We start from the raw sequence: 25,314 nt of genomic DNA, 5'->3' as shown, positions 1-25,314 counted from the left end.
GTATTAAACCCGGGCGTGTTATCAATACAGGATGCGGAACTTTATTGTGTGCTCGATCTCGCGCAGCGCTTTTACAACCTCCTTATCGTATTCCTTGTTGATATCAGTGATCACGTATCCGATCGATTCAGTGGTTTTCAGGTACTGGCCCACGATGTTGATACCATGGGCAGCCAGGATCTGGTTGATCTTGGCAAGGATACCCGGCACATTGTTATGGATATGGATCAGGCGGTGTGCATTTTCCAGTATGGGCAATGTCAGGTTAGGGAAGTTCACGCTGTTGGAAGTGCTTCCCGTGTTGATGTACTCCATGATCTTGCCCGGCACGAAATTGCCGATGTTCTCCTGCGCCTCCAGCGTGCTTCCGCCGATGTGAGGTGTCAGGATCGTATTAGGCAGTCCACGCAGCTCCGATTTAAATTCCTCGTCGTTGCTCACAGGCTCGTAAGGGAAAACGTCGATGGCAGCGCCTGCTACTCTTCCGCTGAGAATATTTTCACGCAGGGCCTGGATGTCTACCACATGGCCGCGGCTGAGGTTGATGAAGATCACACCTTTCTTCATGATGGCGAATTCTTTCGCACCGATCAGGTTGGTGTTGGATTTTCTTCCGTCAACATGCAGCGACACCACATCAACCTGCTCGAGCACCTCTTTCATGGATTTGCACTTGACAGCGTTTCCAAGTGAAAGTTTTTCTTCGGTGTCGTAGTAGTAGACCTTCATGCCCAGCGATTCAGCGATCACGGAAAGTTGTGTGCCGATATTGCCGTAACCGATGAGGCCCAGTTTCTTTCCGCGCACTTCGAAGCTTCCTTTGGCCGACTTGTCCCACACACCCTGATGCATCTTCACAGACTTGTCTACGATGTTGCGCATCAGCATGATCATCTCCGCCACCGCGAGCTCTACAACGGAGCGGGTATTGCTGAACGGCGCGTTGAACACGGCGATGCCCTTGCGGGTGGCCTCCTTGAGATCGATCTGGTTGGTACCGATACAAAACGCACCGATGGTCATCAGGCGGTTCGCGTTCTCAAGCACTTTGGCCGTTACCTGTGTTTTGGAACGGATACCCAGCACAGAGACGTTCTTGATCTTTTCACACAGCTCTTCTTCGGTTAACGCCGCGTGATACGTCTCTACATTGAAACCTTCGGCTTTCAGCAGTTCAATGGCTACCGGATGGACATTCTCCAACAGCAGCACGTTGATCCTGTTCTTGGGGTAGGAGATGGCGGTATTCAATTTGTTGAGGTATAAAAATTCGTCGAGGCTGGGGGTAATGTGGTCGGCCTTGCTCTTCACGTTCTCACGCGCCACGTTTTCAGTGAAGGCGTAGAACTTGTTGGCCAGACCGGCGTGTTTGATCTCGTAATCGGTATACCCGTCACCGATCACGTAAACGTCGCCCGGAAGATTAAGTTTCTTCAGCTGTGCCACTTTCCCGCCGTTGGCAGAAAGCGGGTTCTCCACATCGAAACCCACAACCTTACCTTCCTTGTCAAATTTAAACTCATTGGCCAGAATATTCTCCGATTTGATGCCGAATTCCGTCACGATCGGTTCAATGAACTCCCTGAACCCATTGGAGATAATGTAGATGTTATCCGCATACCGGGTGAAGAAATCGCGGTTGCGCTTGAATGATTCCGATACGCTTCCCTTCAGCTCGCTGATCAGCGGGTTGAGATGCTGCTTGCTTGGTGCGAGCAGGTTCAGCCTTCTTTCGAGCGATTCCCGGAAGGAGATCGAACCGTCCATACCCTGGTTCGTGATCTGAACGATCTGTTTTTTACGCTCTTCTCTCTCAGGATGGTCTTTCAACGAGATATCCGCCAGCACGTCAAACGCTTCTACTTTGGTGAATGTGCTGTCGAAATCGATTACGAAGTACTTATTCAGTTTCATGCAAGCTCTATGAACCGCAAATGTAATAAGCCCCGTGTCAACAGTCCACGGGAGAGGGAAATATTAATTGAAGGGCTAACGATTGATAGTTGACGGATGGTCCACGGTCCACTGTCGACGGACCACAGCAGGTTAGTGTGGAGTACCGAAATCGTACTTCGTAATTCGTACCTCGTACCTTCAATTTGAGAGGGCGCACCAGATGGCTGTGGACTGTCGACTGTGGTCTTTGGACTCTTCAATTAATTGGCAATACCATCACCACCGCTGTTACAGGGCACACCTGTGAGAACTCAGAGGAAGCCTTGACGTCGGCGGGGACTTCATCGCGCTGCACTTCTGTGAATCCTTTTTTCAGAAAAAAGCCACGGGCAGTTTCGGTGAGCAGGTAGATCGCTTTCAGTTTCTTCTTCCGGGCCTCATCGAGCAGGTACTCTGTGATGGTGGTACCCACGGACTTGCCGCGGATGCCGAGCTTCACTGACAATGATCGCAGCAAGGCATAGTTGCCATGGATCTCGAGCGCACCGGTGCCTACAAGCGAGTCCCCTTCGTAATAGCCCACGAGAAGGTCCCTTTTGTAGTTGAGGTCATCGGCTGGAAGGCTGGAGGCTTTCAGCAGCGAACGGAAAGCTTCGAAGCTCGCCGTGTCATCAATGAGTCTGTACGTCAGTTCCATACCGTTTCAGTTGCAGCATCAAGATAAACCGAGAAAACCTCATTTCGTAGCGTTATCTTTTTTCTTTTTGCTTCTCACCGGTCGCGAACAAAACATCGTTCTTACAGCGGTGACGGATCCTGGCCGCGTTGTCAACCCGGCTTGTATACGCTTCAATGGCCTGCGATACAACAGTGATCTGTTCCTGCGCTCCGGTGCAGTTGCGCTGTTCGGGGCTTTCTGATCCCCCGAAAGGGGTAACACCTGATGCCCAATTCCCAGTGCCTTTAACCGGGCATTAAATTATTAGTCAGTGATGGAAACAATCTTTGACTTGAGCCAGACTACGTCATCCAAGAAAAGCTGGGCCTGGGAAATCAAACCGGAATCGTTCTGGTGGAAAGGGCAGTTTTTGCAGTTGTGGAGCTACCGGCATCTGCTTCTGAGGCTTGTGCGAAGGGATTTCCTGATCCATCACCAGCAAACCCTGTTGGGACCTCTCTGGATCGTTTTTCAACCTGTGATCGTGCTGATCATCTATGTGCTGATCTTTGAAAAGGCGGTGGGACTTTCTACCGATGGCCTGCCACCTTCGCTTTTTTACCTGTCGGGCATCATCCTGTGGACTCTTTTCGCCGAATGCTTCACCGGCACCTCCTTCACTTTTATCCAAAACGGGTCGCTGTTCGGCAAGGTTTACTTTCCACGCCTCATCATGCCCCTGTCAGTGATGCTGGTCAACTTCATCCGCTTCGGCATCCAGTTCTTGATCTTCTTTGTGATGCTGCTGGTGGTAGACCCTCGCCAGGTGATCGACCATCCGCTGCGATGGTTCTCAGCCATGATATTTTCAACGGTTGTTGTTGCCAGCTTCGGCCTCGGCATGGGGCTGATCTTTTCGATCCTCACAGCCAAGTACCGCGACCTGGTCAACGTGATCCACCTGATTGTGCGGTTGCTCATGTTTGCCACACCCATCATTTATCCGTTGTCGATAGTTGACCCTGCTTTCCGCCTTTGGGTAAGCCTGAACCCGATGTGCCCCGTAGTTGAGTTCTTCAGGTTCGGGTTCATGGGGCAGGGCACTTTCACCGGCGTGCAATTGCTTTACAGCGCCGGAAGCACACTGTTGTTGGTGCTGGCGGGCTCACTGCTCTTTAACAAGTTCGGCAACAGGTTGCAGGATGTTATTTAACCATTAAACGTATGGCAGAACCCATCATCCAGGTTGAGGCACTTTCCAAGCTCTATGCGCTGGGAAAAGTAGGTACCGGGTCTTTCCGTCAGGATATCAAACGGTGGTGGCTCTCTTCGGTGCTGAAGAAAAACGATCCGTTCTTTTCGGAGACCGGTGCTGCAGACGATTCGCACATCTGGGCGCTCCATGATGTGTCGTTCGATGTCAAAGAAGGCGAGGTGTTCGGGATCATTGGCAGCAACGGCGCGGGCAAATCGACACTGCTGAAGATCTTATCGGGAATCATCAATCCTACGCGGGGCATCGTGCGCGGGAGGGGGCGCATCAACAGCCTGCTCGAGATCGGCACCGGGTTCAACGATGAGCTGTCGGGTCGCGAGAATATTTACCTCAACGGTTATTTTCTAGGTATGCAGCGCCGCGAAATAAAAAAGAAGTTCGACGAGATCGTTGCGTTTTCCGGGGTGGAGCAATTCATCGATACGCCGGTGAAACGTTATTCATCGGGCATGTATATGCGACTGGCATTTGCCGTGGCAGCGCACCTCGAGCCCGACATTCTCATCGTAGATGAGGTGCTGGCCGTGGGTGATGCCGATTTTCAGAAGAAATGCCTGGGCAAAATGCAGGAGGTGTCGTCGCGGCAGGGGCGAACCATTCTTTATGTGAGCCACAACATGCAATCGGTGATCAGCCTTTGTCATCGCGCCATGCATCTGCAGAAAGGAAAAATGATCGACATCGGTACGTCACTCAAAGTGGTTAACGCTTACATGAGTCGGCATCAGCAGAAACGTTATCGTCAGTCGTGGGATGATATCAACCACTCACCGGGAAATAACTTTATCCGGGTCAATTTCGTGGAGCTAATTCCACATTTAAAAAACGCAGATGACCCTGTCGATATTCGCACACCGATAACGATCCGCTTTAAATTCTGGAATTTGATAGAAGGCCAGAACATCTGCGTGGGGTTACACTTATTCACGCAGAGTCGGGAATGCATTTTTGATGTAAGCTCAACACCACAAGAATTTAGGAAGGGGTTGGCAGAAGGCCAGGTTGATATCCCCGGTAATTTTTTGAACGATGGCAGTTACTACTTTTCATTGATCTTCGTGAAAGACACATCAGTGGAGCTGTTCTATCTGGAGGATTGTCTTTCGCTGGAGGTTGAAGATTACCGGGAAAACATGAATTGGTTTGGGAAGTGGTCAGGACATGTTCGTCCGAAGTTTCCTTTTCGCGTGCGGCAGCTTGCCCACGCCAAGGAAGCGGTGCCAGGATCATGATCTTTAATACATATAAAATTCATCACCTCGATCTCGCAGCAGATAACGTGCGTGTTGACCTGGGCAGTGGCGCGCACTACTGCGTATTCTGGTACAGATCGATACCCCTGGGTGAGCGCTACCTGAGAGCATCCGTTTCAGAAGATCTTTTCTGGCGTGAATGCCTGGATGCCATCTGGCCGGCGTTGTCGTGGTATTACGATGAACAGGGAATATCACCATTACCCGCAAAGCCTTCATCGCCCAACGCAGCATCATTGAAAGCCTTGTGTGATGATGCCGTAGCGCACCTTCATCCCGTTAACATTCCCCGCCAATGCGATGTATCCATCGTCATTTGCACCCGTAATCGTGCTGCTTTTCTGCGCGAATGTTTAAAACACCTGCAGTTGCAGCAGTGCCGGCCCGCCGAAATTGTGGTGGTGGACAATGCTCCCTCCAACAACGACACAGAGAATGTTGTGGCGGAATTTGAAGGCGTTCGATATGTACGGGAAGACAGGCCGGGGCTTGACATTGCACGCAACCGCGGTGCATTGGAGGCGGAGAGCGCTATTGTAGCCTACCTTGACGATGATACCATTCCCGATATCCACTGGACTTACCGCGTCTTTGAAACATTCCGTGATCCGTCGCTGGCAGCCATGACGGGGCTGGTGATCGCAGCATCGCTGAGCACGGAAGCTGAAGTGATCTTTGAAAAGTACTGGCCTTTCAACCGCGGATACATCAGCAAACAATACGACCATCATTTTTTCAACGCAACGCTTGAAGCGGGACCACCGGTTTGGGAGATCGGTGCCGGCGCCAACATGGCATTCCGCAAAGCGATCTTTGAAGAGGTAGGGTATTTTGATGAACGACTGGATGCCGGCGCGGCGGGTTGCAACGGAGACTCGGAGCTTTGGTACAGGATACTCGCCAACGGTTTTACCATCCGGTATAATCCGAAAGCTGTGGTCCAGCATCATCACAGGCATTCTATCCAGGAGCTGAAAGGTCAGCTGTATGCTTATATGAGAGGATTCACCGTTGCCATACTGATTCAGCATCAGCGCTTCGGTCACCGTGGAAACTTACTGCACCTGCTGAAGGTGGTGCCGCTCTATTACCTGAGTCTGATCCGCAAAGGGTTTCCATATTACAAGTTTCAGTATCGCACATTGCTCTCGGAGATGCGCGGCATTGTGAGCGGTTTGTTTTATTACTGGCGCCATCGCAACACGAATTCGAAGATCTATGGATGATTATAGAGAGACAGCTCCGCAGATACAACCCGTGGTATCGGTCATTATCACCTGTTATAACCACGGGAGATACCTGGCTGACGCCATACAAAGCGCGCAACGGCAAAGCTATCCTCACATCGATATTGTGGTGGTGGATGATGGGTCGACAGACAACACACGCGAGGTGGCATCGTCATTCACCGGTGTGCATTACGTTCATCAGCCCAATGCAGGACTGTCAGCAGCGCGAAACAAAGGTATCGACGAAAGCACGGGAAGTTTCCTGGTGTTCCTCGATGCCGATGACTGGTTATATCCCGAAGCGGTTGCCACTCATTTGAAATACCTGGAGCAGCATCCCGGGTGTGCTTTTGTTTCAGGATGGCATGACAAGGTTGACGAGTGGGGTTATCCGCTGGATGATGAAGTACAACAGACGGTCAGTGAGAAACATTATCTGAGCCTGTTAAAAGGTAATTATATCGGCATGCATGCGGCGGTGATGTATCAGCGATGGCTCTTCCAGCACTTCAGGTTTGACACCACGCTGAAGGCATGCGAGGACTATGACCTGTATTTCCGGATCGCTCGCAGGCATCCCGTTGGATCACATGACCGGAAAATAGCGGCCTACCGTATTCACGGCACTAACATGTCGGCCAACGTTGTATTTATGCTGCGGCATGTGATGAAGGTATGCAGAAGGCAGAGATCGCTTCTGAAAAACCAGGAGGAGCGCGCAGCGTACCAGTCAGGGCTGAAGACCTGGCGTGCCTACTATGCATCACGCCTGTTCAGCAGATTGTGGGAGGAGGCAGGAGGAGGCCGCTGGCCATCGTTGCAATCGCTGACTCTTTTGGCCCGCGAAAAACCGAAGAAATTTCTCGTGTATCTGATCAAGAAAGCCGGCGTTTCCGCAAGGAGTGCGCTGAAGGGATCTCTGCCGGATGTATTGTTGAAGTTTTTGCATCGCAAGGGATACTACAGACAATACGTACCTGCGCAAGGGAATGTACAGCCCGGAGACTTTGACCGCATGACGCCGTTCAGCAATGATTTCGGTTTCGAAAGGGGTGGCGCGATCGACAGATTTTATATCGAGAGCTTCCTCGGCGCCAGCAGCGATCACATCCGGGGCTCGGTGCTCGAGATCGGTGACAATGAATATACGATGCGCTTCGGGAGAGACTGCGTTCAGCAAAGTGATATCCTTCACATCGACTCTTCCAATGCAAAAGCCACCATCGTAGGCGATATCAGTCACGTGCCGCAGATCCCGTCAGGCCGTTTTGATTGTATCATCTTCACACAAACGCTGCACCTCATCTATGATTTCAAAAACGCATTGAAGACCTGCTACCGCATTCTGAAACCCGGTGGTTGTCTTCTGCTCACGGTGCCCGGTATCAGCCAGATCGACCGCGGCGCATGGAAAGACTACTGGCTCTGGTCATTCACGGATACGTCTATGAAAAGACTGATGCAGGAAACTTTCAACGGTTCGAAAGTAGACGTCCAGACCTATGGCAATGTTTACACGGCGGCGGCATTCCTCTATGGCATGGGACTACCTGAGGTCAGAAAGGATGCGTTGTATCGTCACGATCCGGACTACCAGGTTATCATTTCAGTAAAGGCGGTTAAAGCTTAAAGTATGTTGTGTAACCTTTGGAACCGGATCAGGAATGCAGGCGCGAAAAAAGCCATTATACTGATGTATCATCAGGTATGCGAGAAGCGAAGTGATCCCTGGGAGCTGGCGGTGTATCCTGACAGGTTCGAGCAACAGCTTGACAGGTTGAAGCGAACGTTCGATGTAGTGTCCATCGACGAGCTTGTGCACAGCTTGCTTCAAAAAAGACTACGAAAAAATATGGTAGCCATTACGTTCGATGATGGCTTCGCAGACAATTACAGCAACGCCGCCCCGCTGCTGGAATGGTACCGGTTGCCGGCAACTTTTTATATCGCCACCCATGCGTTGAAACATCCGCAGATGTACTGGTGGGATGAGCTTCAGGCCATCATTCTCAATAGCCAGCACCTTCCATTCTGTCTCGACATCCGCATCGGCGGTGAGGATTTCAGTTTCCATTTCAGAAGACACTCTCACCTGAGCTGCAAGGTCATCCAGGAGATCAGCTGCTGGCGTTATGGTATGCAGGTGCCCAACGAGCGAATAGCCCTGTATCTTGGACTGTGGCAGCGGATGCAGCCCTTAACACACGAAGATCAGCGCGCCGTACTTGACCAGCTTCGTGCATGGGCGGGCACGTCAAGGGTTTGTGATACACACAGTGCTGTGATGGACACTTACCAGGTGCAGAAGCTCAATGCCAATGGGCTGTTTTCCATCGGCGCACATACGGTAAACCACGCCATGCTCGGGGAGCAGGATGAGGCAGTGCAAGCTTATGAGGTGCAGCAGAGCAAACGCGAAATTGAAAAGCTGCTGGGAAAAAATATCCATGGCTTTGCGTACCCCTATGGCAACTACAATGCCACGACAAAATCATTGCTGCGCGAGGCTGGATACCAGTATGCGGTTTCAACAGAATCGCGTGCAGTAACTTCCGCGGCGGACCTTTATGCACTGCCCCGCGTGCAGGTAAAGAATTGGCAGGCAGCGGAATTTTCTTTCAGGATACAGCAACTCATGAATTGATACGATATGGAAGCGACAGACAAACCACTTGTTTCGGTGATCCTTTGTTTTTTTAACGAAGAGCGATTTATCGAAGAGGCTATCGACAGCGTGCTTGCCCAGGATCATAACCGTTGGGAATTGCTTTTGGTGGATGACGGATCCGTAGACCGGAGCACCGCTATCGCAAAGCAGTATGCTGCGCGTTATCCTGACAAGATCCGTTACATGCATCACCGGGGGCACTGCAACGAAGGCCTCAGCGCAAGCCGGAACCTTGGTATCGAAAGCGCCCAGGGCGATTACGTGGCCTTCATCGATGCAGACGATGTATGGTTGCCCGACAAGCTCAGCGCGCAGCTGAAAATCTTCAGAAGAACCAACGTCACCGTGGTGCTGGAAGCTTCACAGTACTGGAACAGCTGGAACGACCCGTCTAAACCCGACGTGATCGTTCCGGTGGGTGCGCAGGAAGGCATCTACAGGCCGCCGCAGCTGAGCCTTACACTGTATCCGCTGGGGGCCGGTGCTGCGCCGTGCCCATCCGGTATGATGGTGCGCCGTTCAGTGCTGGATAATTATGGATTTGAAGAATCATTCCGGGGCATTTATCAGATGTACGAAGACCAGGCTTTTCTCTGCAAGGTGTATCTGAAGGAGGTTGTATACGTATCCGCCGCATGGCATAACCGATACCGCCAGCGCCCCACATCACTGGTGGCTTCCATCAGCAACGGTGGGAAGTATCACATGGTGAGAAGTTATTTTTTGCAATGGTTCTCTCAGTATCTGAAATATCAGAAGATACCTTACCGGCGGGTGAAAGCGCTGGTGCAGCGTGCCCGAATGCCTTACATTGAGCCGTTCAGATACAAGGTTATGGTTGATTACCCGAAGATGGCCAAAGCGCTGGCAGCAAGGGTGCTGGTCAAGCTCGGAATTCTTAGCTACAGCAAGACATGAGCACACCGAAGGTCACCGTTCTGATGCCGGTATACAACGCCGGACCGTTTTTACGTGAAGCGATGGAGAGCATTCTTCGCCAGACGTTTGCGGATTTTGAATTCCTGATCATCGACGACGGCTCTACTGACGATAGTGTAGCCATCGTTGAGTCGTATAACGATGCCAGGATCAGGCTGTTCAAAAACGAAAAGAACCTTGGCATTTCGGCCACCCTCAATAAAGGGATCGCGCTGTCATCGACAGAGCTGATCGCCCGTATGGACGCAGATGACATCAGCTATCCCACACGGCTTCAGAAGCAGTATGATTACATGTTGCGTCACCCTGCCTGCGCGCTTTTATCAACCTGGGCGAGGGTGGTCACCGAAGACAAAAAATTTGTACGCCTGGAGCGGTACAGAAGCAATTTTTACTACTACAACCTGACGTTCGAGTGCTGGATGTATCATCCCACGATCATGTTCAGAAAAAAGGCTGCGGAGCGCGTGGATATGTACAGCATGCCATACTCCGAAGATTACGATCTGTTCTGGAAGCTCTCCACCCGTTTCGAGATCGGCAACCTGGCAGAACCTTTACTGGATTATCGGCTCTCTTCTTCCAGCCTGAATGCCGTGACGAAGAAGAAGGAATATGACCTGGCCAATGAGCAGAATGTGCTCCGTAACATCCGGTACTATATGGGAGATGATTTTACCATCTCCATGCCCGTGCTGGAATGCCTCAGGCACAACTTCGGGCCGGTAGTTGAAACTGGAGATATGGCCGAGATTCTGGCGTGTTTCTCAGTGCTTGACGCGATCACTGAACGGATCCTGCGAACAGAAAATCCCAACGGGGATCCGCGCTCGATCAGGGCTGCACACTATTTCAAAAAAAGATTTATGCTCATGGAGCTGGGAAAGGCGCTGCCGAAAGCACAATCGGTTGGGCTGTTGCTGCGAACCAACGCATGGCCAATACTGTGTGCGTTAGCCCTGCATTCGCTGCGGTGGCGGATCAAGGAAGCCATCCGGATAGTAGGTAACCCTTTGAGGGTTCTGAACCCTCAAAGGGTTGTTTAGAAACAAAGCAGGAACAATGCGTACAGCAGAAAGAATACCGGACAAACCTCCTGTGATCAGGGCCATTCCACCGGGCGTGAAGAGGCCTACATGGTCGGTGATGATCCCTGTTTACAATTGCTCGGCTTATCTCCGCGAAACACTCGTGAGCGTTTTATGCCAGTACCCCGGTGCAGACCACATGCAGGTGGAAGTGATCGATGATGCGAGCACCGACGCAGATGTTAGAGCCATAGTGGAAGAAGTAGGGAAGGGCAGGGTATTGTATTTCAGGCAGCCGCAGAACGTGGGCAGCCTGAGAAATTTCCAGACCTGCATCGATCGTGCGCGCGGCCACCTGGTGCACATCCTGCATGGCGACGACCGGATCAGAAACGGTTTTTATAACCAGTTTGAACAACTGTTCACCAAATATCCGGAAGCTGGCGCCGGTTTTTGCCGTTACGCTTACATCGATGCCCAGGGTCAATTCATGTACAACCATGAGCAGGAGATGGATCAGGAAGGCATTCTGCGCAACTGGGTTTCAAAGCTCGGCGAGCATCAGCGGATCCAGTATGTGGCCATGGTGGTAAGACGCGCCGTATATGAAAAGCTGGGCAGTTTTTATGGCGTTGAATATGGCGAAGACTGGGAGATGTGGATGCGCATAGCCTCACAGTATCAAACGGCCTACATCCCGAACGTACTGGCGGAATACAGGAGGCATTTTTCTTCTATCTCGGGCAAATCGTTTCTCACCGGGCGGAATATGAAAGAGCTTTCGCTGGTGATGGAAAGGATCCAGCAGTACCTGCCCCCGGACAGGCGTACCACGATCATGAAGCGCAGCCGCAGGTTCTATGCGCATTATGCCCTGCGCACGGCCAACACGTTATGGAAGCATTTAAAGCACAGGGGCGCAGCCGTGGCACAAGCGCGTGCCGCCTGGACCATGAGCAGAGACTTCGGATTGTTCTATAAGATCCTCAAGCTTTATACACGAATGACCTTGAATTTATGAGCTGGCATGGCGTCTCCATCATCATTTGCTGCCACAACGGCGCAGCACGGCTTCCTGAAACCGTCAGGCACATAGCCCGTCAGGCAGTTCCGCGGTATGTGCCGTGGGAGTTTATCCTGGTTGATAATGCTTCCACAGACCAATCATCGGCGATCGTTGAATCGATCTGGAATTCCCTTGATCCTTCAGGGGAGTTGCGCATCGTGTACGAGCCTGCACTGGGATTGAGCCATGCCCGCGCCCGGGGATTTGCAGAAGCCAGGTATGAGTTTGTGATCTTATGTGATGATGATAACTGGATCGAAGAGAGCTACGCCGCCACGGCCTACGAGATCATGATGGGAAACGCCCGTATTGCCGCGCTGGGAGGACTCGGTAAGCTCGTGTTTGAAGTGGAGCCACCCGAGTGGGTCAAGCACGCGGGCATCTTTGCAGCGGGCGAGCAGGCAGACCGCCCCGGGAAAGTGATGAAGAACCGCATCTATGGCGCGGGTTGCGTGATCAGAAGGTCTGCCTATCTCCAGTTGAGGGAGCTGGGCTTCAGAAGCTTGTTGACCGACCGTAAGGGAACGGAATTAACCTCGGGTGGCGATCATGAGCTTTGCTTCGCGTTGTCCATCATGGGCTACGATATTTGGTACGACGACCGTCTTTGTTTTTCGCACTTCATCACCAAAGATCGCCTCACCTGGCAATACCTGATGCGGTATGCGCGCGAGAGCTCGCGTTGTTTTGATGTGCTTACTTCTTACAAGATGATCGCTGCTGACACGAGCACCAGTAAATTCTCCATCATTACCATGATCAGGGATTTCTTCTTCTGCTTGCGGCAATTCATCAGGGTCAATGGCAGGAGGCTGGTGACGGCGCCAATGTCTGTGCAGGGAAGGTTGTTATACTTCAGGCATGTGATCCTGAAATGCAAGCTGGTGGCCTATTTCAAGGAATTCAATGCCATTGTGAGAACGCACGAAGAGATCCTCAAATTCAAGGATGCGTGCGTTGAAGCGCAGGGGATAAAAAGAAAAGAGCCGCAATTTGCGGCCCGTTTCAGAATTACTTTCTTTTTAAAACTCTTTGCACTGCGTCAATGATATTCTCAGGACCCAGTCCGTATTTTTTCAGAAGCTGTGTAGGTGTACCGCTTTCGCCGAAAGAATCGTTCACGGCAACCATCTCCAGCGGAGCAGGAGCGAAACGTGACAGCACCTGGGCAACACTATCGCCAAGGCCACCATTGATCTGATGCTCTTCGCAGGTAACGGCGCATTTTGTTTTTTGTACCGATGCCAGAATAGCTTCCACGTCCAGCGGCTTGATGGTGTGGATATTGATGAGCTCAACGCTGATACCTTTTTCGGCAAGTTTTGCTTCCGCTTCGATGGCCTGCCATACCATGTGGCCACAGGCGAATATGGTTACGTCTTTGCCTTCGATCATCTTGTCTGCCTTACCGATGGTAAACGGGCGGTCAGGCGCGATGAAGATCGGCCAGCTGGGTCTTCCGAACCTTAAATAAGCTGGACCAACGTGATCTCCCAATGCCAGCGTGGCTTGTTTGGTCTGGTTGTGGTCGCAGGGAACGATCACCGTCATGCCGGGAAGCATTTTCATCATGCCGATGTCTTCGAGGATCTGGTGTGTGGCACCGTCTTCGCCCAGGGTAAGCCCGGCGTGCGAAGCACAGATCTTTACGTTTTTACCGGAATAGGCGATGGACTGACGGATCTGGTCATACACCCTTCCGGTGGAGAAATTGGCAAAAGTACCCGTAAAAGGGATCTTACCCCCGATGGTCATGCCCGCAGCAAGTCCCATCATATTGGCTTCCGCAATGCCCACCTGGAAGAACCTTTCGGGAAAATCTTTCTTGAAGGCGTCCATTTTGAGCGATCCGGTAAGGTCGGCACAAAGGGTCACTACGTTCGGATTTTTCTTGCCAAGCTCATGAAGGCCAGCGCCAAAGCCTGAACGGGTGTCTTTCTTCTCGGTAAAGGTGTATTTAGTCATGATTTTGTAAAAATGCTCCGCGAAAGTCGTAAAATAATTTTGAACTGCCAGCAGTCTGCCTGCCAATCTGTTAATGATTTGTTAAAGAACCTAATATACCCCAAAACGGAAGGAACCCGCTCCACCACAGCCCCGTAAAGGCATCCATAAGCGAATCCTTAACCTATGACTTCCACCGATAACACAAACCGCAAATATCTGCTCTGGTTTATTATAGGATTGATCATTATGCTGCTGCCCTGGTTCGTGCTGGATTAGAATGCATTGCCCGCAGATTGCGCAGAAATCCGCTGATAAATGCTCAACAAAATCTGCGCTCATCCCCGAAATCCGCGGGAGAAAATATCAGCACCCTTTTACTAATTAAACATATTCAGATTCAGCGTCTGTCCTGACTTCAGCTCAAAGGTCTTGATGGCGGTGTATTTGCTGCCCGCCGCCTGACGCACCCGGAAGGCGATCTTGTATTTTCCTGGCAGCAGGTTGTAGGAATGTTGCGCGGCTGTTTCTTCGAGGTGGCACACCCACCGCGTTTCGCCCGATTCCAGGATCTCGAACAGGCTGCCGATACCTGGTGATAGCGTATTGATATTCACCAGGCCGGTAGAAGGCAACATAATGGTTTCAGTCTGGTCTGCTTTGATAGAAACGGCAAAGATCCTTCGTGGCAGGGTGAGTGTTTCCACTTCGTATTCGCCTGCCAGGTACCGGTACAATTCTCCACTGCGCTGCTGGTTCAGGATCTCACTTCGCCCTTTCTGCCGAACCACGAACGAGAACGCGTTGCCTCTTCCTTCGGGCCGTGCTACGAGCCTTCCCTGAGGCACCGCGATGGTGATCACGTTATGTGTACCGTTAACGATCTCCGGATTTTTCACGATCACGGGGGGCACGGTGTTTACGGTGATGTCATAGGTAGGCACCGGGTCAACCTGCACCGAGTCGGGGCGGCCCTGCTTGTCGCGATAATGTACAAATTCATAGGCAGCTACATTCGTGATGGCATTGGTAAACGTTACGTTCACGCTGGTCTCCACAGGTTTGCCGTCACCGTTCAACAGCTCAACGCTCACGGTGGTCTTCGCAAGGCTGGTTTCGATGCTTTTGTTCAGCACTTTATTGAACGAGCGCGAGTTATCCGAATCGATATACTTCCCAACGCAGTCGAGCACCCTTCCGCCCTGAAGTCCCAGCCCGATAACGTAAGGTCTTAGAAAAACACCTTTGCGCTGAAGCTCCAGCGACACCGCGCAGGGATCGCCGCCGCACGACTCAATACCATCGGTGATCAGGATCAGGATATTCCGGTACCCCGCCGTAGCAGGAAAATCTTTCGCCGCCTGCAGCAACGAGAAAGTGATCGGAGTGACGCCCTTGGGTTTTATCGCTTTGATCTTGCCGATGATGGTGTTGTGATTCTTCGGCGCAAACGGTACCTCCAGATTGCTGTCCTGGCAATTGTTGGCCTGGCGTGAGAACCGGTGGCCATAGACCCTGAGGCCGAGCTCGAGGTCATTGTTGATGCGCAATGAATCGACCAGCTTCGTCAGGATATTTTTCGCCACATCCATTTTAGATTGCTGACCATGCCAAAGGGCTTCCATGCTGCCCGAGCCATCCAATACAAACAGGATCCGCGTTTTTTCCGGAACCTTCTGCTGCAATTTGTTCTGACCCCATGCGGCAGTGACGGCAAACGAGGCAGAAATAACGAAGCATAAAAAAAAGAAGCGGGGACGTTGTATGGTCTTGTAAAGTGGCTCCATGTTCAAGTATAACTCAAAAATGCGAACATCATTGCGTGGAGCGATGGGAAATAAAGATGCCTTCACAAGATCGGTCTCGTGAAGGCATCAGACTAAAGCAACTAAAACCGACTTTTAAATTATTCCTTTGATGGAAGTGGATACGTTGAGTGATGTAGCGGCCTTCACCTTGATAATGCTTGCTACCGTTCCATCGACACGTGTTTCGGATTGAAGCATGGCATCGAACGAAACCCTTCCTGTGGATGAATTTTTAGAGTACGCGGCAAAGTACAACTCATAATCACCTTCCTGCAAAAAAGCGAGGGTGTATACCTTGCCGGTGAGACCATCTTTCACTTCAGCGCTGGCAACGGCATTTTTAAAGTAGATGCCGTCGGTGCCTTGTGCCTGCGTTTCTGTGGTGGCGTTGAACGTTCCCTTTTTATAAGCGTACACAATGATCTTTTCGGCGTTCACTTCCGAGCTCTCCTGGAAACTTCCCTTCAGCGTGCCCGACTGCTCACGCGCCACCAATCTTACGGCAGCCTGCAGGTTGTTGTCGCTCACAAAGCTGTAACGAACCGCGGCATCATCTGAATAACGGATGGCTTTGCGCAGATCGAAGTCCATCACAATTTTTGTTTTCGTGTCTTTGGCCGCCCTCCACGACTGGTTGAGAATGATATCTGTTTTTCCGGTGGTGGTGCTCTTGAGCTTGTACTTCACGTTATCCTGACCCAGCACGTAACATCCAGGACTGTTACCTTGTGCATCGGCATCGAGGTCAAGCACGAGCGCAACATTGGAATACGCGCGGGCATCCATCACGGCGCTTCCAAGGATCTTGGTGTTGCCGTCGAAGTAAGCTTTCAGGTCAATGGTTTGTTTGGTGAAACCCGCCAGTGACTGGCCATCCACTTTTACATCGGCTACTGTCACCACCACACTCTTAACACTGGCATCGTCAACGGGGGCATCCGTGATCTCGAACTCAACTTCTCCCTGCCCCATGGGCTCATTTGAATCATTATCGCAGGCTGTGAACGTAGCTACTGCACAGCCAAATAAAAGCCCTGTAATCCAACTAAGACTGTTCTTTCTCATAAACATTGTTTGTTTTGGTTGTGTAATATTTATGATCACTTATACGGCAAAACATTGTGGCGTAACTGTGGAAAGCGGGTGCTGAGCGTCGAATCGTTGCTTAAAAACAACTAACAGCCTAAAACAGGCGTCGAGCTGCTGTCAGAAAATGGATGTAATAAATTTGGGGAAAAGTGTGGATATTTTCTACAGGGAAGAGAGGTACGAGGTACGAGGTACGAGGTACGAGGTACGAGGTACGAGGTACGAGGTACGAGATGGGGGCTGATAAGCAGGAGCAAAACAAGGACATGAGAATTTCCCGAGACTGCATTGTCTCAAATCTCATATCTAAAACTCATGTCTAATTTTAGTAGTCGCCGAGGGTTTCTTCGAGCTGTGCGAGGGCTTTCTTCAGCTCTTCGTCGTTGGGGGCAACGCCGTGCCATTTGTGAGAACCCATCATGAAGTCTACGCCGAAGCCCATTTCGGTTTTCATCAGGTTCATCACAGGCTTGCCTTGTTTGGCCAGCGATTTTGCTTTTTCAAGTCCTGCAATGACTTCTTCCATCTTGTTTCCGTTGAACGATTGTACGATCCAACCGAAAGATTCCCATTTCGCTTTCAGGTCGAGCAGTGACATGATCTTGTCTACGGGGCCGTCTATCTGTTGTCCGTTGACATCGATGGTGGCGATCAGGTTATCAACCTTGTGGTGGGGAGCATACATGGCGGCTTCCCAGATCTGACCTTCCTGCTGTTCGCCGTCACCCATCAGTACATAAACGAAACGATCGTCGTTGTTCAGCTTTTTTGCCTGCGCGGCACCGGTTGCCACAGACAATCCCTGTCCCAGTGAACCGGAGGCTACACGAATGCCAGGAAGGTGCTCATGTGTGGCAGGGTGACCCTGAAGCCTTGAGTCGATAAAACGGAATGTCGACAGCTCTTTCACATCGAAGTATCCGGCCCGTGCCAGCGTAGCATACCAGACAGGTGAAATATGGCCATTCGACAGGAAACAAAGGTCTTCGCCAGTACCATTCATGTTGAACTTCGGATCGTGCTTCATCAGGTGGAAGTACAATGCCACAAAATATTCCGTACAGCCCAGCGATCCGCCCGGGTGACCGGACTGGCAGGCATGTACCATACGTACAATATCCCTGCGGATCTGGGTAGCAAGTTTATTCAGGCGGTTCAAATCAGGTTGGCTCATGAATGGCAAATTTTGGCGCGAAGATGGAGGAAATTTAGAAACCACGCAAAGTTTTATGCGGCGAATGCCGTGTATTTCCCAAAATCCCCATCCCGGGGGCTAATCTGAGCCCGTTGCTGTGGCAATGCACAAAAAACTGCTACTTTGGAATAATAAACCACCTCCTCATCATGAAAAAGCTTGTCTTCCTGCTCCTGATCGTTCACGTTTCTTATTCCGGCCTGCACGCTCAGGCAGACCTGAAAAAACTGGATGCCTATTACAGCAAGGCCCTGAAAGACTGGGGCATACCCGGCATGAGCATCGCCATTGTAAAAGATGGCAAAGTAGTTTTCAGCAAAGGTTATGGAGTTAAGGAACTGGGCAAGCCTGAAGCGCCTGACGAACATACGCTGTTTGCCATTGCCTCTAACTCGAAGGCCTTTACCTCCGCGGCCATCGCGCAGCTTGTGGACGAAGGCAAGCTGGGCTGGAACGACAAGGTGAAAAAGCACCTTCCGTATTTTGAATTGTACGATCCCTGGGTCTCGCATGAGGCCACCATCCGCGACCTGTTATGCCATCGCGTGGGGCTCGGTACATTCAGTGGTGACCTCATCTGGTATCGTTCAACGCTCAATGCTGAAGAGATCATTAAACGTGTGAAGTATCTTCCGAGGGCATATGATTTCCGTTCCGGATACGGTTATTCCAACGTAATGTACATCACGGCAGGAGAGGTGATGAGAAAGATCACAGGCCAGTCATGGGGAGAAACCATCCGCGAACGTTTCTTCACGCCGCTGGGCATGAGCAGGTCTGTTACCACAACAAAAGACCTCGCTAAAAAAGGAAACTATGCCACGCCCCACGCTTTGTTCGACAATGTGCACAAGCCTATTTCGTGGGAAGATTGGGAGCACGTGGCGGCTACCGGCGGTGTCATCTCCAGCGTGAGAGACATGGCGCAGTGGATGATGTTTAACCTCAACCATGGTATCTGGAATGGCGATACGTTGCTTTCGAAACAAGCACGCAATATGGTGTGGACTCCGCACAATACCTTCACCGTTGACCATACCGGTAAAGACAAGTCGGTGCACATGAGGGCATACGGGCTGGGATGGACCATCAACGATTACCGCGGAAGGCTGCGGGTAGGGCATACCGGTGGATACTCGGGCATGCTGTCAGCCGTAGCGTTGATCCCCGATGAGAACCTTGGTGTTGTTGTGCTCACCAATGGCATGAGGTCCGTGTTCGCGCCGCTGGTGAACTACACCATCGATGCATTCCTGAAAGCGCCCGAAAAAGACTGGTCGGCGGAAGCCTTGGCCAACGCAGCCAAAAATAAGGATACCCGGGTTGAAGACCGGAAAAAAGCGCGGGTAATGAGCACGAAACCTTCGTTACCGCTTGATGCTTATGCCGGCACTTATATCAGCGACAGCTACGGCAAGATCACGGTGAAGCAAGAGGCGGGAAAGTTGAAAGTGTCATTCGAACATACGCCCGATCTTGCGGCCTCGCTGGAGCACTGGCACTATGACGTGTGGGAGCTCAAATGGGAAAATCCTGAAGTGCTGGCGTGGTTCTCATTTGGAACGGTGCGGTTTGATCTTGATAACAACAATAAGATCACTGGCCTGACCTTCGATGTGCCGAATGATGATTTCTTCTTCGAAGAGCTGAAGGTGAGGAAACAGGAGTAAGAAGCCAGGAGCAAGGAGTCAGGAGGAGCAACAGAACTTTACAATGTGCAGGTGAAATGCAGTAAGTGTTACAGTCACCTGCACATTGCGTTGGTTAATACACTTAGAGGTCTGACGGGTTCACGAGTTTTCCCATGAACAGGATGACGCCGGAGTGTTTTTCACGGATCATGAAGAGGAAGGGTCTGTCGATGGTGATCACGCGTTCTATTGGCGCAGAAGTCAACTGAATGCCTACTGTAGTTACGGCGGCTGCTTCCGTGCCTTCTTCGTTCACATCGAGATAGGCCTGGTGATCAACCTTTGAGATCTCCAGGTTGTCGGAGATGGACTCAAACAGATTCGGGAACCCGTTTATCTTCATTCCCATACTCATAAGCGTTTCTTTGAGGTCCTTTTGCCAGCGCATTTTAAACCGTGGCATCCTGAGCGTTATCTTTGTGCTGTCGGCATGGGAGATCCAGCCTGTAAGTTGTGCTGCATCGAGAACACCTGTCATTTCATTAAGATTTGAAAAGGGTGCCACAATGGTGAAGCTGAACTGTCCATTCCCGTAAGGCACGTCTACAACCTGCACCTCGTCATTTTGATAAAGCTGCACAACAGCGTCTTTCGCATGCATCATGTCTGCTGTAACTGATGTACCGTCAACGGTCTTGAAAGGTGCCACGCTGGTTCGGGTTTTATCGAACTGCTGCGCCCAGCTTCCCTTGAAATAAATAGCGTTGATCAGGAACATCACATCTTCAGGGGCGATTCTCTCGATAACCTTGGTGATCTTTTCACGGGTTTTGTTTGCCACCCAATTGTTGATCGTATTCTTCGCGTCATCCGCGGAAAAATTAAGTCCTTCAACTTTGGCATCGTACTGTTGCCGTACGATGGATACGAAATCCCGGTTTACGGCGTAGTTACGATTGTGCCATACCGAATTGGCAACGTCCATGGTTACTGTCCGATCCATAGAAAGCAGCAGTTCTGTAAGGTCTTTGTATGCCTGGTTTACTTCAGCGGCAGTAAATTCCGAATAGTCTATCGTATTGAGAATGCTTTGCCGGGTTTCATCCGACGTGCCGTTCATAACCATGCCCAGTGCCATGCTCACGCTCAGCGGCGACATGAAAGAATTTTTTGCAGGCTCGTCTATACGCTTGAAGAGATCGAACGTAAAGTCGTTGACGCCTCGGGTTATCTGCACTTCTGCCGCAGACATCGCCCGTAAATTCGGCGTATTGTCTGGCTGGACATGAGCGGACTCGCAGGCCATAACGAAAATGATCAGTACAAATGGAATTATCTTTTTCATGCATTTGGTGTTAGTCTGTTATTAAGACACGGCCGCTTGCTGAAAGGTTGGAATGCCCGCTTCGTTATTTTTTTCTCGCGATGATTTTTCTCATGTGATTCACATCACTTTCGTTTCGCGTGACTCATTTCTGCGGTACAAAATTTTATGCGAATCGAGTTTAAATTATAAATCATCAACTCATGTATTTTTATAAAAACCCTTCGTGGATCGACAAGCGCTTGCTCGCTGCCACTAAGCTTGAAGACTTTCCTGAATCTATTTTTTACGAGATCAATAAAAATCTCGGAACCATTCAAAGTGAGGATCCTATTGTATCGATCGTGATACCCGCGTTCAATGAAGAAGCGAACATCGTAAGAACAATTTATTCGCTGTCGCGAAACAGAACTTCTTTTCCTGCAGAGATCATCGTCATCAACAACAATTCAACCGACCGTACACAAGAAGTGTTGAATCGTCTCAACGTAAAATCTTTTATACAAACAAAACCCGGATGCGGACCTGCGAGACAACTGGGGCAACAGATGGCGAAGGGAAAATACATATTGATGGCTGACGGTGATTGCATGTATCCACCCGGATGGATCGAGAAAATGACCCGTACACTCGAGCGCGACAACACACCGTGCATCTACGGCCGCTATTCTTTTTTGGGAACAAAAGACAAACCGCGCTGGAAGTTGTTTGTGTATGAATGTCTCCGTGATGTTGTCGGCGAGCTGCGACATATCAATCGCCCTTGTATTAACGCCCTTGGCATGAGCATGGGCTATGTGAAGGAACTCGGATTAAAAACAGGTTTTGTCGATCGCAAGATCCGCGGTGAAGACGGAAGGATGTGCTTCCAACTCATGCGCTATGGTAAGATCAGGCAGGTGCGCGATCGCTCCATCCGGGTATGGACGCTTCCGAGAACACTGGATAAAGAGCCGGGACTCATCTACTCCATCATGGCGAGAGTGATCATCGAGCTCACCAGGGTAAAGCATTATTTCTATACACAACCCCAGCATGACGTGAAGAATTCGAAGAACTATGTTCCGCCTGCGCTGAAGTATTTCAAAAAATTCAGGACTATACACAAGGAAGAGCCGGAGACCGTTGAGGCCGGAGCTGTTAAAATGGGAGGGGAGTAAACGTTTACTTCTTTCTCTTTACGGCTGCTTTCCTTGCCGGCTTTGCTTTGGCTGAAGCCTTTTTCACCTTTTTGGGTGCGGCCTTCTTCACCTTTTTAACGGCGGAAGTTTTTTTGGCGGGACGTTCTTTAACCACTGCCTTTACAGGTGCTGTCGCTTCGTTCTTCAGGATCTGTGCAGCATGGTTTTTGGTATCTACTTTGCCAATGATCTCTTCGATGACGCCGTTCTCATCGATCACAAAGGTGACGCGGGCCGTGCCCATATACTTTCTGCCATACATGGATTTCTCCACCCATGTGCCGTAAGCGTCGTGCATCACTTTGTTTGTATCGGCCAGCAGGCGGAAAGGCAGTTTTTCTTTTTCGATGAATTTCCGGTGCGACTTTTCGTTGTCGGTGCTGACCCCCAGCACTTCATAACCCTGCTTTTGCATGAACCGGTAATTATCCCGGAGGTTGCAGGCTTCGGCGGTGCAGCCTGGCGTCATGTCTTTGGGATAGAAATACAGCACCACTTTTTTGCCTTTCAGGTCTGAAAGTTTTACAGGGTTGCCGTCCTGATCGTTCACTGTGAAGTCAGGGGCTTTGTCGCCAGCTTGCAGGGCCATGGGTGTTAGAATATTTTATGGGTATACGTTGCTTCGTTTCCCGCAAGATCGGTTACCACCAGCTTAAAATCACCCCTCAATGGCTCTGCCTTGTTCAGCTTCTCCGACCAGATCGTTGCTGTTTTGCTATCGTAGTGCATCAGCAGCCATTGGCCGTTAATGCTCGCTTCAAAGGTAGCAATACCTGAAAGATTATCACGGATCTTGAACCGTACGGCGGTATTATTCACGCCAACGGGTTTAATGATGGGGGCAACGGTATCGCGCAGCACCACGAACTGGCCGAACTCCCGGGTAGCGAAGTGAATGCCACCATTCTCCCAGCCACCGCCCAGGTACGTATAGGCTCTGCCGTTCACCCGGTAAACTGCCAGCGACTTATCCCACGTCAGTGGCTTCGCAGGCCGCAGCGTAATACTGATGCTCTTATCCAGCGGCGCCGTTCTGGGGCCCACGGTGTATACCTCGTTGCTGTCAGCTGTGATCTGGGTATCCACGTTCAGGTATACCGTATCATACAATGCCTTATCAGGAAACTGGATGTCGATCAGGTCACTGTAATAACTATAGTCACGGCCGGGCGGAACGCTTACCCTGATGTGCGGAACAATGGATTTTCCGCATACCACTATCGAGTCAGGAATATCTTTACGAAGGTCGATCAGATAAACTGACCTGAATGCGTTGGCGTAATCGGGCCCGATGGTTTGCTGTCCTGCTTTTGAGTATACGATGGCCCGGTTACTGTCGGTAGCACAGGGCTGTGCGGAGACCATCATTACGTTTTCAAGGATATCGTATTCAACAGCATTCTTCAGCGGCTCGAGAAGTTTTGCATTCCTGGAAGGAGCGGAGGGCTTCAGGCTGAAGGAGACATTGCTGGTGTTGCCATAGGTATCGCGCATGGTGATGCGTACTTTCGAGGCGCGCGCCGGATCGATCTTTATCTTTCCCCTTCCAGGCGACTTGTCATAGAACTTAAGGTCGTTTCCATCATCCACATACAATTTATAGAAGCGTGTACCGTGGGTGCGCAGCGTTTTAAAATCCATGAGCGTGTAGATGCTGCGGGTCTCGGCAATGTTGATCTTGTCGATCGATTGATTGAAGACCAGCTGGCTGTCTACCATCATCTCGATGTAGTTCACGCCGCCGTAGAACCTGCTCTTCAGGGCCAGCTTATCCTTTGCCAGGATCTCGACCCCGATATTGCCGCTTGCCATGATGGGAACCGGTAAAATGAAGTTTTGACCTACGCGTTGTGCGTAGAACTCGAACCTTCCAAACCTGTCGTTGATCCTTGAATTAATATCGAGGGTCTTGAGGGCGATCTTTTCGATGGCCGGCGGCAGGTTATCTGTGATCTCGGGAAACGACTCTACCAATAAAGGGTTCAGCGCAAAATTGTTGGGATCGCGGATGTCGAAGTGCAGGTGTGGTCCGCTGCTCGAGCCTGAATTTCCCGAAAGGGCAACGGTGTCGCCACGTTTCACCAGGAATTGGTTTTCCTTGAAGAACAGGTCGACATCACCCTGTTTCTGCCGGTACTGTTCCTGCAGCACGAAGGCCGCCACCGGGCCGCTGAATTTGTCGAGGTGCGCGTATAAGGTTGTGTTTCCGTCGGGGTGTGTGATGTAGAGCACGTTACCGTATCCCGAGGGGCTCACGGTGATGCGTGAAATGTATCCGCTTTTGGAGGCAAGCACCGGCAGCCCGATGATGTTGTTGGTTCTGATGTCGATGCCGGAGTGAAAGTGTGTGTTACGGAGTTCGCCCATGGTCCCAGCAAGCGAGCCTGGATATCCCGGATTGATCGGGTACAGGTACTTTTCTCCAGCAGGAAATTTTTCTTCCGGCCGGCTGAATTGTGCTGAGGAAAAAAATGGACAAACCGTTAAGAAAAGTATAACGGTTTTACTTAACGCTAAACTCCAGTAATGTTTCATTTTCAATCGAAGCAGATAAGGTGTCACCGATCTTAACCGGGCCAACCCCTTTCGGAGTTCCCGTAAAAATTAAATCTCCTGACCGCAGTGTAAAAAATCTTGAGAGATACGAAATTATATAATCGAAGTTAAACAACATAAGGCTTGTGTTTCCTTGTTGCCGAAGTTCCCCATTTATCGACAAGCTGAAGTTAATATCTTTCAAGTTCTTAAATTCCGATACCGGGATAAACTTATCAGAGACAGGTGCCGATCCGTTGAAGCCTTTCGCGATATCCCAGGGCAAGCCTTTCTCCTTTGCTTTCTGTTGCAAGTCACGTGCCGTAAAGTCTATGCCAACACCGATGGCATCGTAGTACTTGGATGCAAAATTCTCCTGGATGTTTTTGCCTTCCTTGCTGATGCGTACCACCAGCTCCACTTCATGGTGAATGTCTTTTGAAAAGTCAGGATAATAGAACGGCGCATTGGCCCGGAGCAGGGCGGTGTCAGGCTTGGTGAAGATCACGGGTTCGTCAGGCCTTTCATTGTTAAGCTCCTTAATGTGCTCAGCATAATTGCGGCCAATAGCGAAAATTCTCATCGAATAGGTTT

General features: G+C 50.7%; 20 protein-coding genes and 1 pseudogene. 11 read left to right on the top strand and 10 right to left on the bottom strand.

All coding sequences use genetic code 11. From position 1 onward, the window contains the following. Positions 1-21 precede the first annotated feature (21 nt). Positions 22-1,914 (bottom strand): phosphoglycerate dehydrogenase, encoded by a 1,893-nt coding sequence (gene serA, locus KK083_RS12740; RefSeq protein ID WP_254163623.1) that lies wholly within the window; start codon positions 1,912-1,914, stop codon positions 22-24. Positions 1,915-2,152: 238 nt separating this feature from the next. Further along, entirely contained in the window at positions 2,153-2,593 is a 441-nt protein-coding gene (arsN2, locus tag KK083_RS12735) for an arsenic resistance N-acetyltransferase ArsN2 (RefSeq protein WP_254163622.1), read from the bottom strand. A 295-nt stretch (positions 2,594-2,888) separates the two neighbouring features. Between arsN2 and KK083_RS12730 the strand changes: the two genes are divergently transcribed. From KK083_RS12730 to KK083_RS12690, 9 genes are read left to right on the top strand one after another with little or no spacing between them, the layout of a single operon-like run. Continuing rightward, positions 2,889-3,767 (top strand): ABC transporter permease, encoded by an 879-nt coding sequence (locus KK083_RS12730; RefSeq protein WP_254163621.1) that lies wholly within the window; start codon positions 2,889-2,891, stop codon positions 3,765-3,767. 11 nt (positions 3,768-3,778) lie between these two features. Beyond that, positions 3,779-5,062 (top strand): ABC transporter ATP-binding protein, encoded by a 1,284-nt coding sequence (locus KK083_RS12725; protein WP_254163620.1) that lies wholly within the window; start codon positions 3,779-3,781, stop codon positions 5,060-5,062. Continuing rightward, positions 5,059-6,309 (top strand): glycosyltransferase family 2 protein, encoded by a 1,251-nt coding sequence (locus KK083_RS12720; protein WP_254163619.1) that lies wholly within the window; start codon positions 5,059-5,061, stop codon positions 6,307-6,309. Before KK083_RS12725 ends, KK083_RS12720 begins: the two co-directional genes overlap by 4 nt. Next, positions 6,302-7,942: a glycosyltransferase gene (locus KK083_RS12715; protein WP_254163618.1), complete on the top strand. Its 1,641-nt coding sequence runs from the start codon at positions 6,302-6,304 to the stop codon at positions 7,940-7,942. The genes KK083_RS12720 and KK083_RS12715 overlap by 8 nt, the downstream gene beginning before the upstream one ends. Before the next feature lie 3 nt (positions 7,943-7,945). Beyond that, a complete protein-coding gene (locus KK083_RS12710; protein ID WP_254163617.1) occupies positions 7,946-8,956 on the top strand; it encodes a polysaccharide deacetylase family protein in 1,011 nt (336 codons plus the stop codon). Positions 8,957-8,962: 6 nt separating this feature from the next. Further along, entirely contained in the window at positions 8,963-9,898 is a 936-nt protein-coding gene (locus tag KK083_RS12705; RefSeq protein ID WP_254163616.1) for a glycosyltransferase family 2 protein, read from the top strand. Further along, positions 9,895-10,965 (top strand): glycosyltransferase family 2 protein, encoded by a 1,071-nt coding sequence (locus KK083_RS12700; RefSeq protein ID WP_254163615.1) that lies wholly within the window; start codon positions 9,895-9,897, stop codon positions 10,963-10,965. The genes KK083_RS12705 and KK083_RS12700 overlap by 4 nt, the downstream gene beginning before the upstream one ends. A 16-nt stretch (positions 10,966-10,981) precedes the next feature. Further along, positions 10,982-11,968 (top strand): glycosyltransferase family 2 protein, encoded by a 987-nt coding sequence (locus KK083_RS12695; RefSeq protein ID WP_254163614.1) that lies wholly within the window; start codon positions 10,982-10,984, stop codon positions 11,966-11,968. Then, positions 11,965-13,062: a glycosyltransferase gene (locus tag KK083_RS12690; protein ID WP_254163613.1), complete on the top strand. Its 1,098-nt coding sequence runs from the start codon at positions 11,965-11,967 to the stop codon at positions 13,060-13,062. The genes KK083_RS12695 and KK083_RS12690 overlap by 4 nt, the downstream gene beginning before the upstream one ends. On the opposite strand, the gene KK083_RS12685 is transcribed toward KK083_RS12690, so the two are convergent. From KK083_RS12685 to KK083_RS12670, 4 genes are all read right to left on the bottom strand, one after another. After that, on the bottom strand, positions 13,025-13,978 hold the full coding sequence (locus KK083_RS12685; protein ID WP_254163612.1) for a transketolase family protein: 954 nt from the start codon (positions 13,976-13,978) through the stop codon (positions 13,025-13,027). The two genes, KK083_RS12690 and KK083_RS12685, sit on opposite strands and share 38 nt — an antisense overlap. A 359-nt stretch (positions 13,979-14,337) precedes the next feature. Beyond that, complete coding sequence (locus KK083_RS12680) at positions 14,338-15,744, bottom strand: vWA domain-containing protein (RefSeq protein ID WP_254163611.1); 1,407 nt, start codon at positions 15,742-15,744, stop codon at positions 14,338-14,340. A gap of 114 nt (positions 15,745-15,858) precedes the next feature. Continuing rightward, the gene (locus KK083_RS12675; protein WP_254163610.1) at positions 15,859-16,830 is read right to left on the bottom strand and encodes a DUF4382 domain-containing protein; all 972 of its coding nucleotides are present in this window, start codon (positions 16,828-16,830) and stop codon (positions 15,859-15,861) included. A gap of 349 nt (positions 16,831-17,179) precedes the next feature. Further along, a complete protein-coding gene (locus KK083_RS12670; protein WP_254163609.1) occupies positions 17,180-18,028 on the bottom strand; it encodes a transketolase in 849 nt (282 codons plus the stop codon). Between the two features lie 170 nt (positions 18,029-18,198). Between KK083_RS12670 and KK083_RS12665 the strand changes: the two genes are divergently transcribed. Then, a complete protein-coding gene (locus KK083_RS12665; protein ID WP_254163608.1) occupies positions 18,199-19,719 on the top strand; it encodes a serine hydrolase in 1,521 nt (506 codons plus the stop codon). 103 nt (positions 19,720-19,822) lie between these two features. Here the strand turns inward: KK083_RS12665 and KK083_RS12660 are convergent, their stop codons facing one another. Next, the gene (locus tag KK083_RS12660) at positions 19,823-21,025 is read right to left on the bottom strand and encodes a serpin family protein (RefSeq protein WP_254163607.1); all 1,203 of its coding nucleotides are present in this window, start codon (positions 21,023-21,025) and stop codon (positions 19,823-19,825) included. A 182-nt stretch (positions 21,026-21,207) separates the two neighbouring features. Here KK083_RS12660 and KK083_RS12655 point away from each other — a divergent pair, with 182 nt between their 5' ends. After that, entirely contained in the window at positions 21,208-22,164 is a 957-nt protein-coding gene (locus tag KK083_RS12655) for a glycosyltransferase family 2 protein (RefSeq protein WP_254163606.1), read from the top strand. A 163-nt stretch (positions 22,165-22,327) separates the two neighbouring features. Here the strand turns inward: KK083_RS12655 and bcp are convergent. The 3 genes and pseudogenes from bcp to KK083_RS12640 form a co-directional block, all read right to left on the bottom strand. Then, a pseudogene (gene bcp, locus KK083_RS12650) lies at positions 22,328-22,774 on the bottom strand (thioredoxin-dependent thiol peroxidase); the annotation flags it as partial. A 5-nt stretch (positions 22,775-22,779) separates the two neighbouring features. Continuing rightward, on the bottom strand, positions 22,780-24,552 hold the full coding sequence (locus tag KK083_RS12645) for a M23 family metallopeptidase (RefSeq protein WP_254163604.1): 1,773 nt from the start codon (positions 24,550-24,552) through the stop codon (positions 22,780-22,782). A 136-nt stretch (positions 24,553-24,688) separates the two neighbouring features. Further along, a complete protein-coding gene (locus KK083_RS12640) occupies positions 24,689-25,303 on the bottom strand; it encodes a fumarylacetoacetate hydrolase family protein (protein WP_254163603.1) in 615 nt (204 codons plus the stop codon). Positions 25,304-25,314 lie beyond the last annotated feature (11 nt).

It is taken from the genome of Chryseosolibacter histidinae (assembly GCF_018598225.1).
GTDB classification, from domain to species: Bacteria; Bacteroidota; Bacteroidia; order Cytophagales; family Cyclobacteriaceae; genus Chryseosolibacter; species Chryseosolibacter histidini.
The sequence above is the reverse complement of the archived record's forward strand: the minus strand, read 5'-3'. Positions and strand labels throughout refer to the sequence as shown.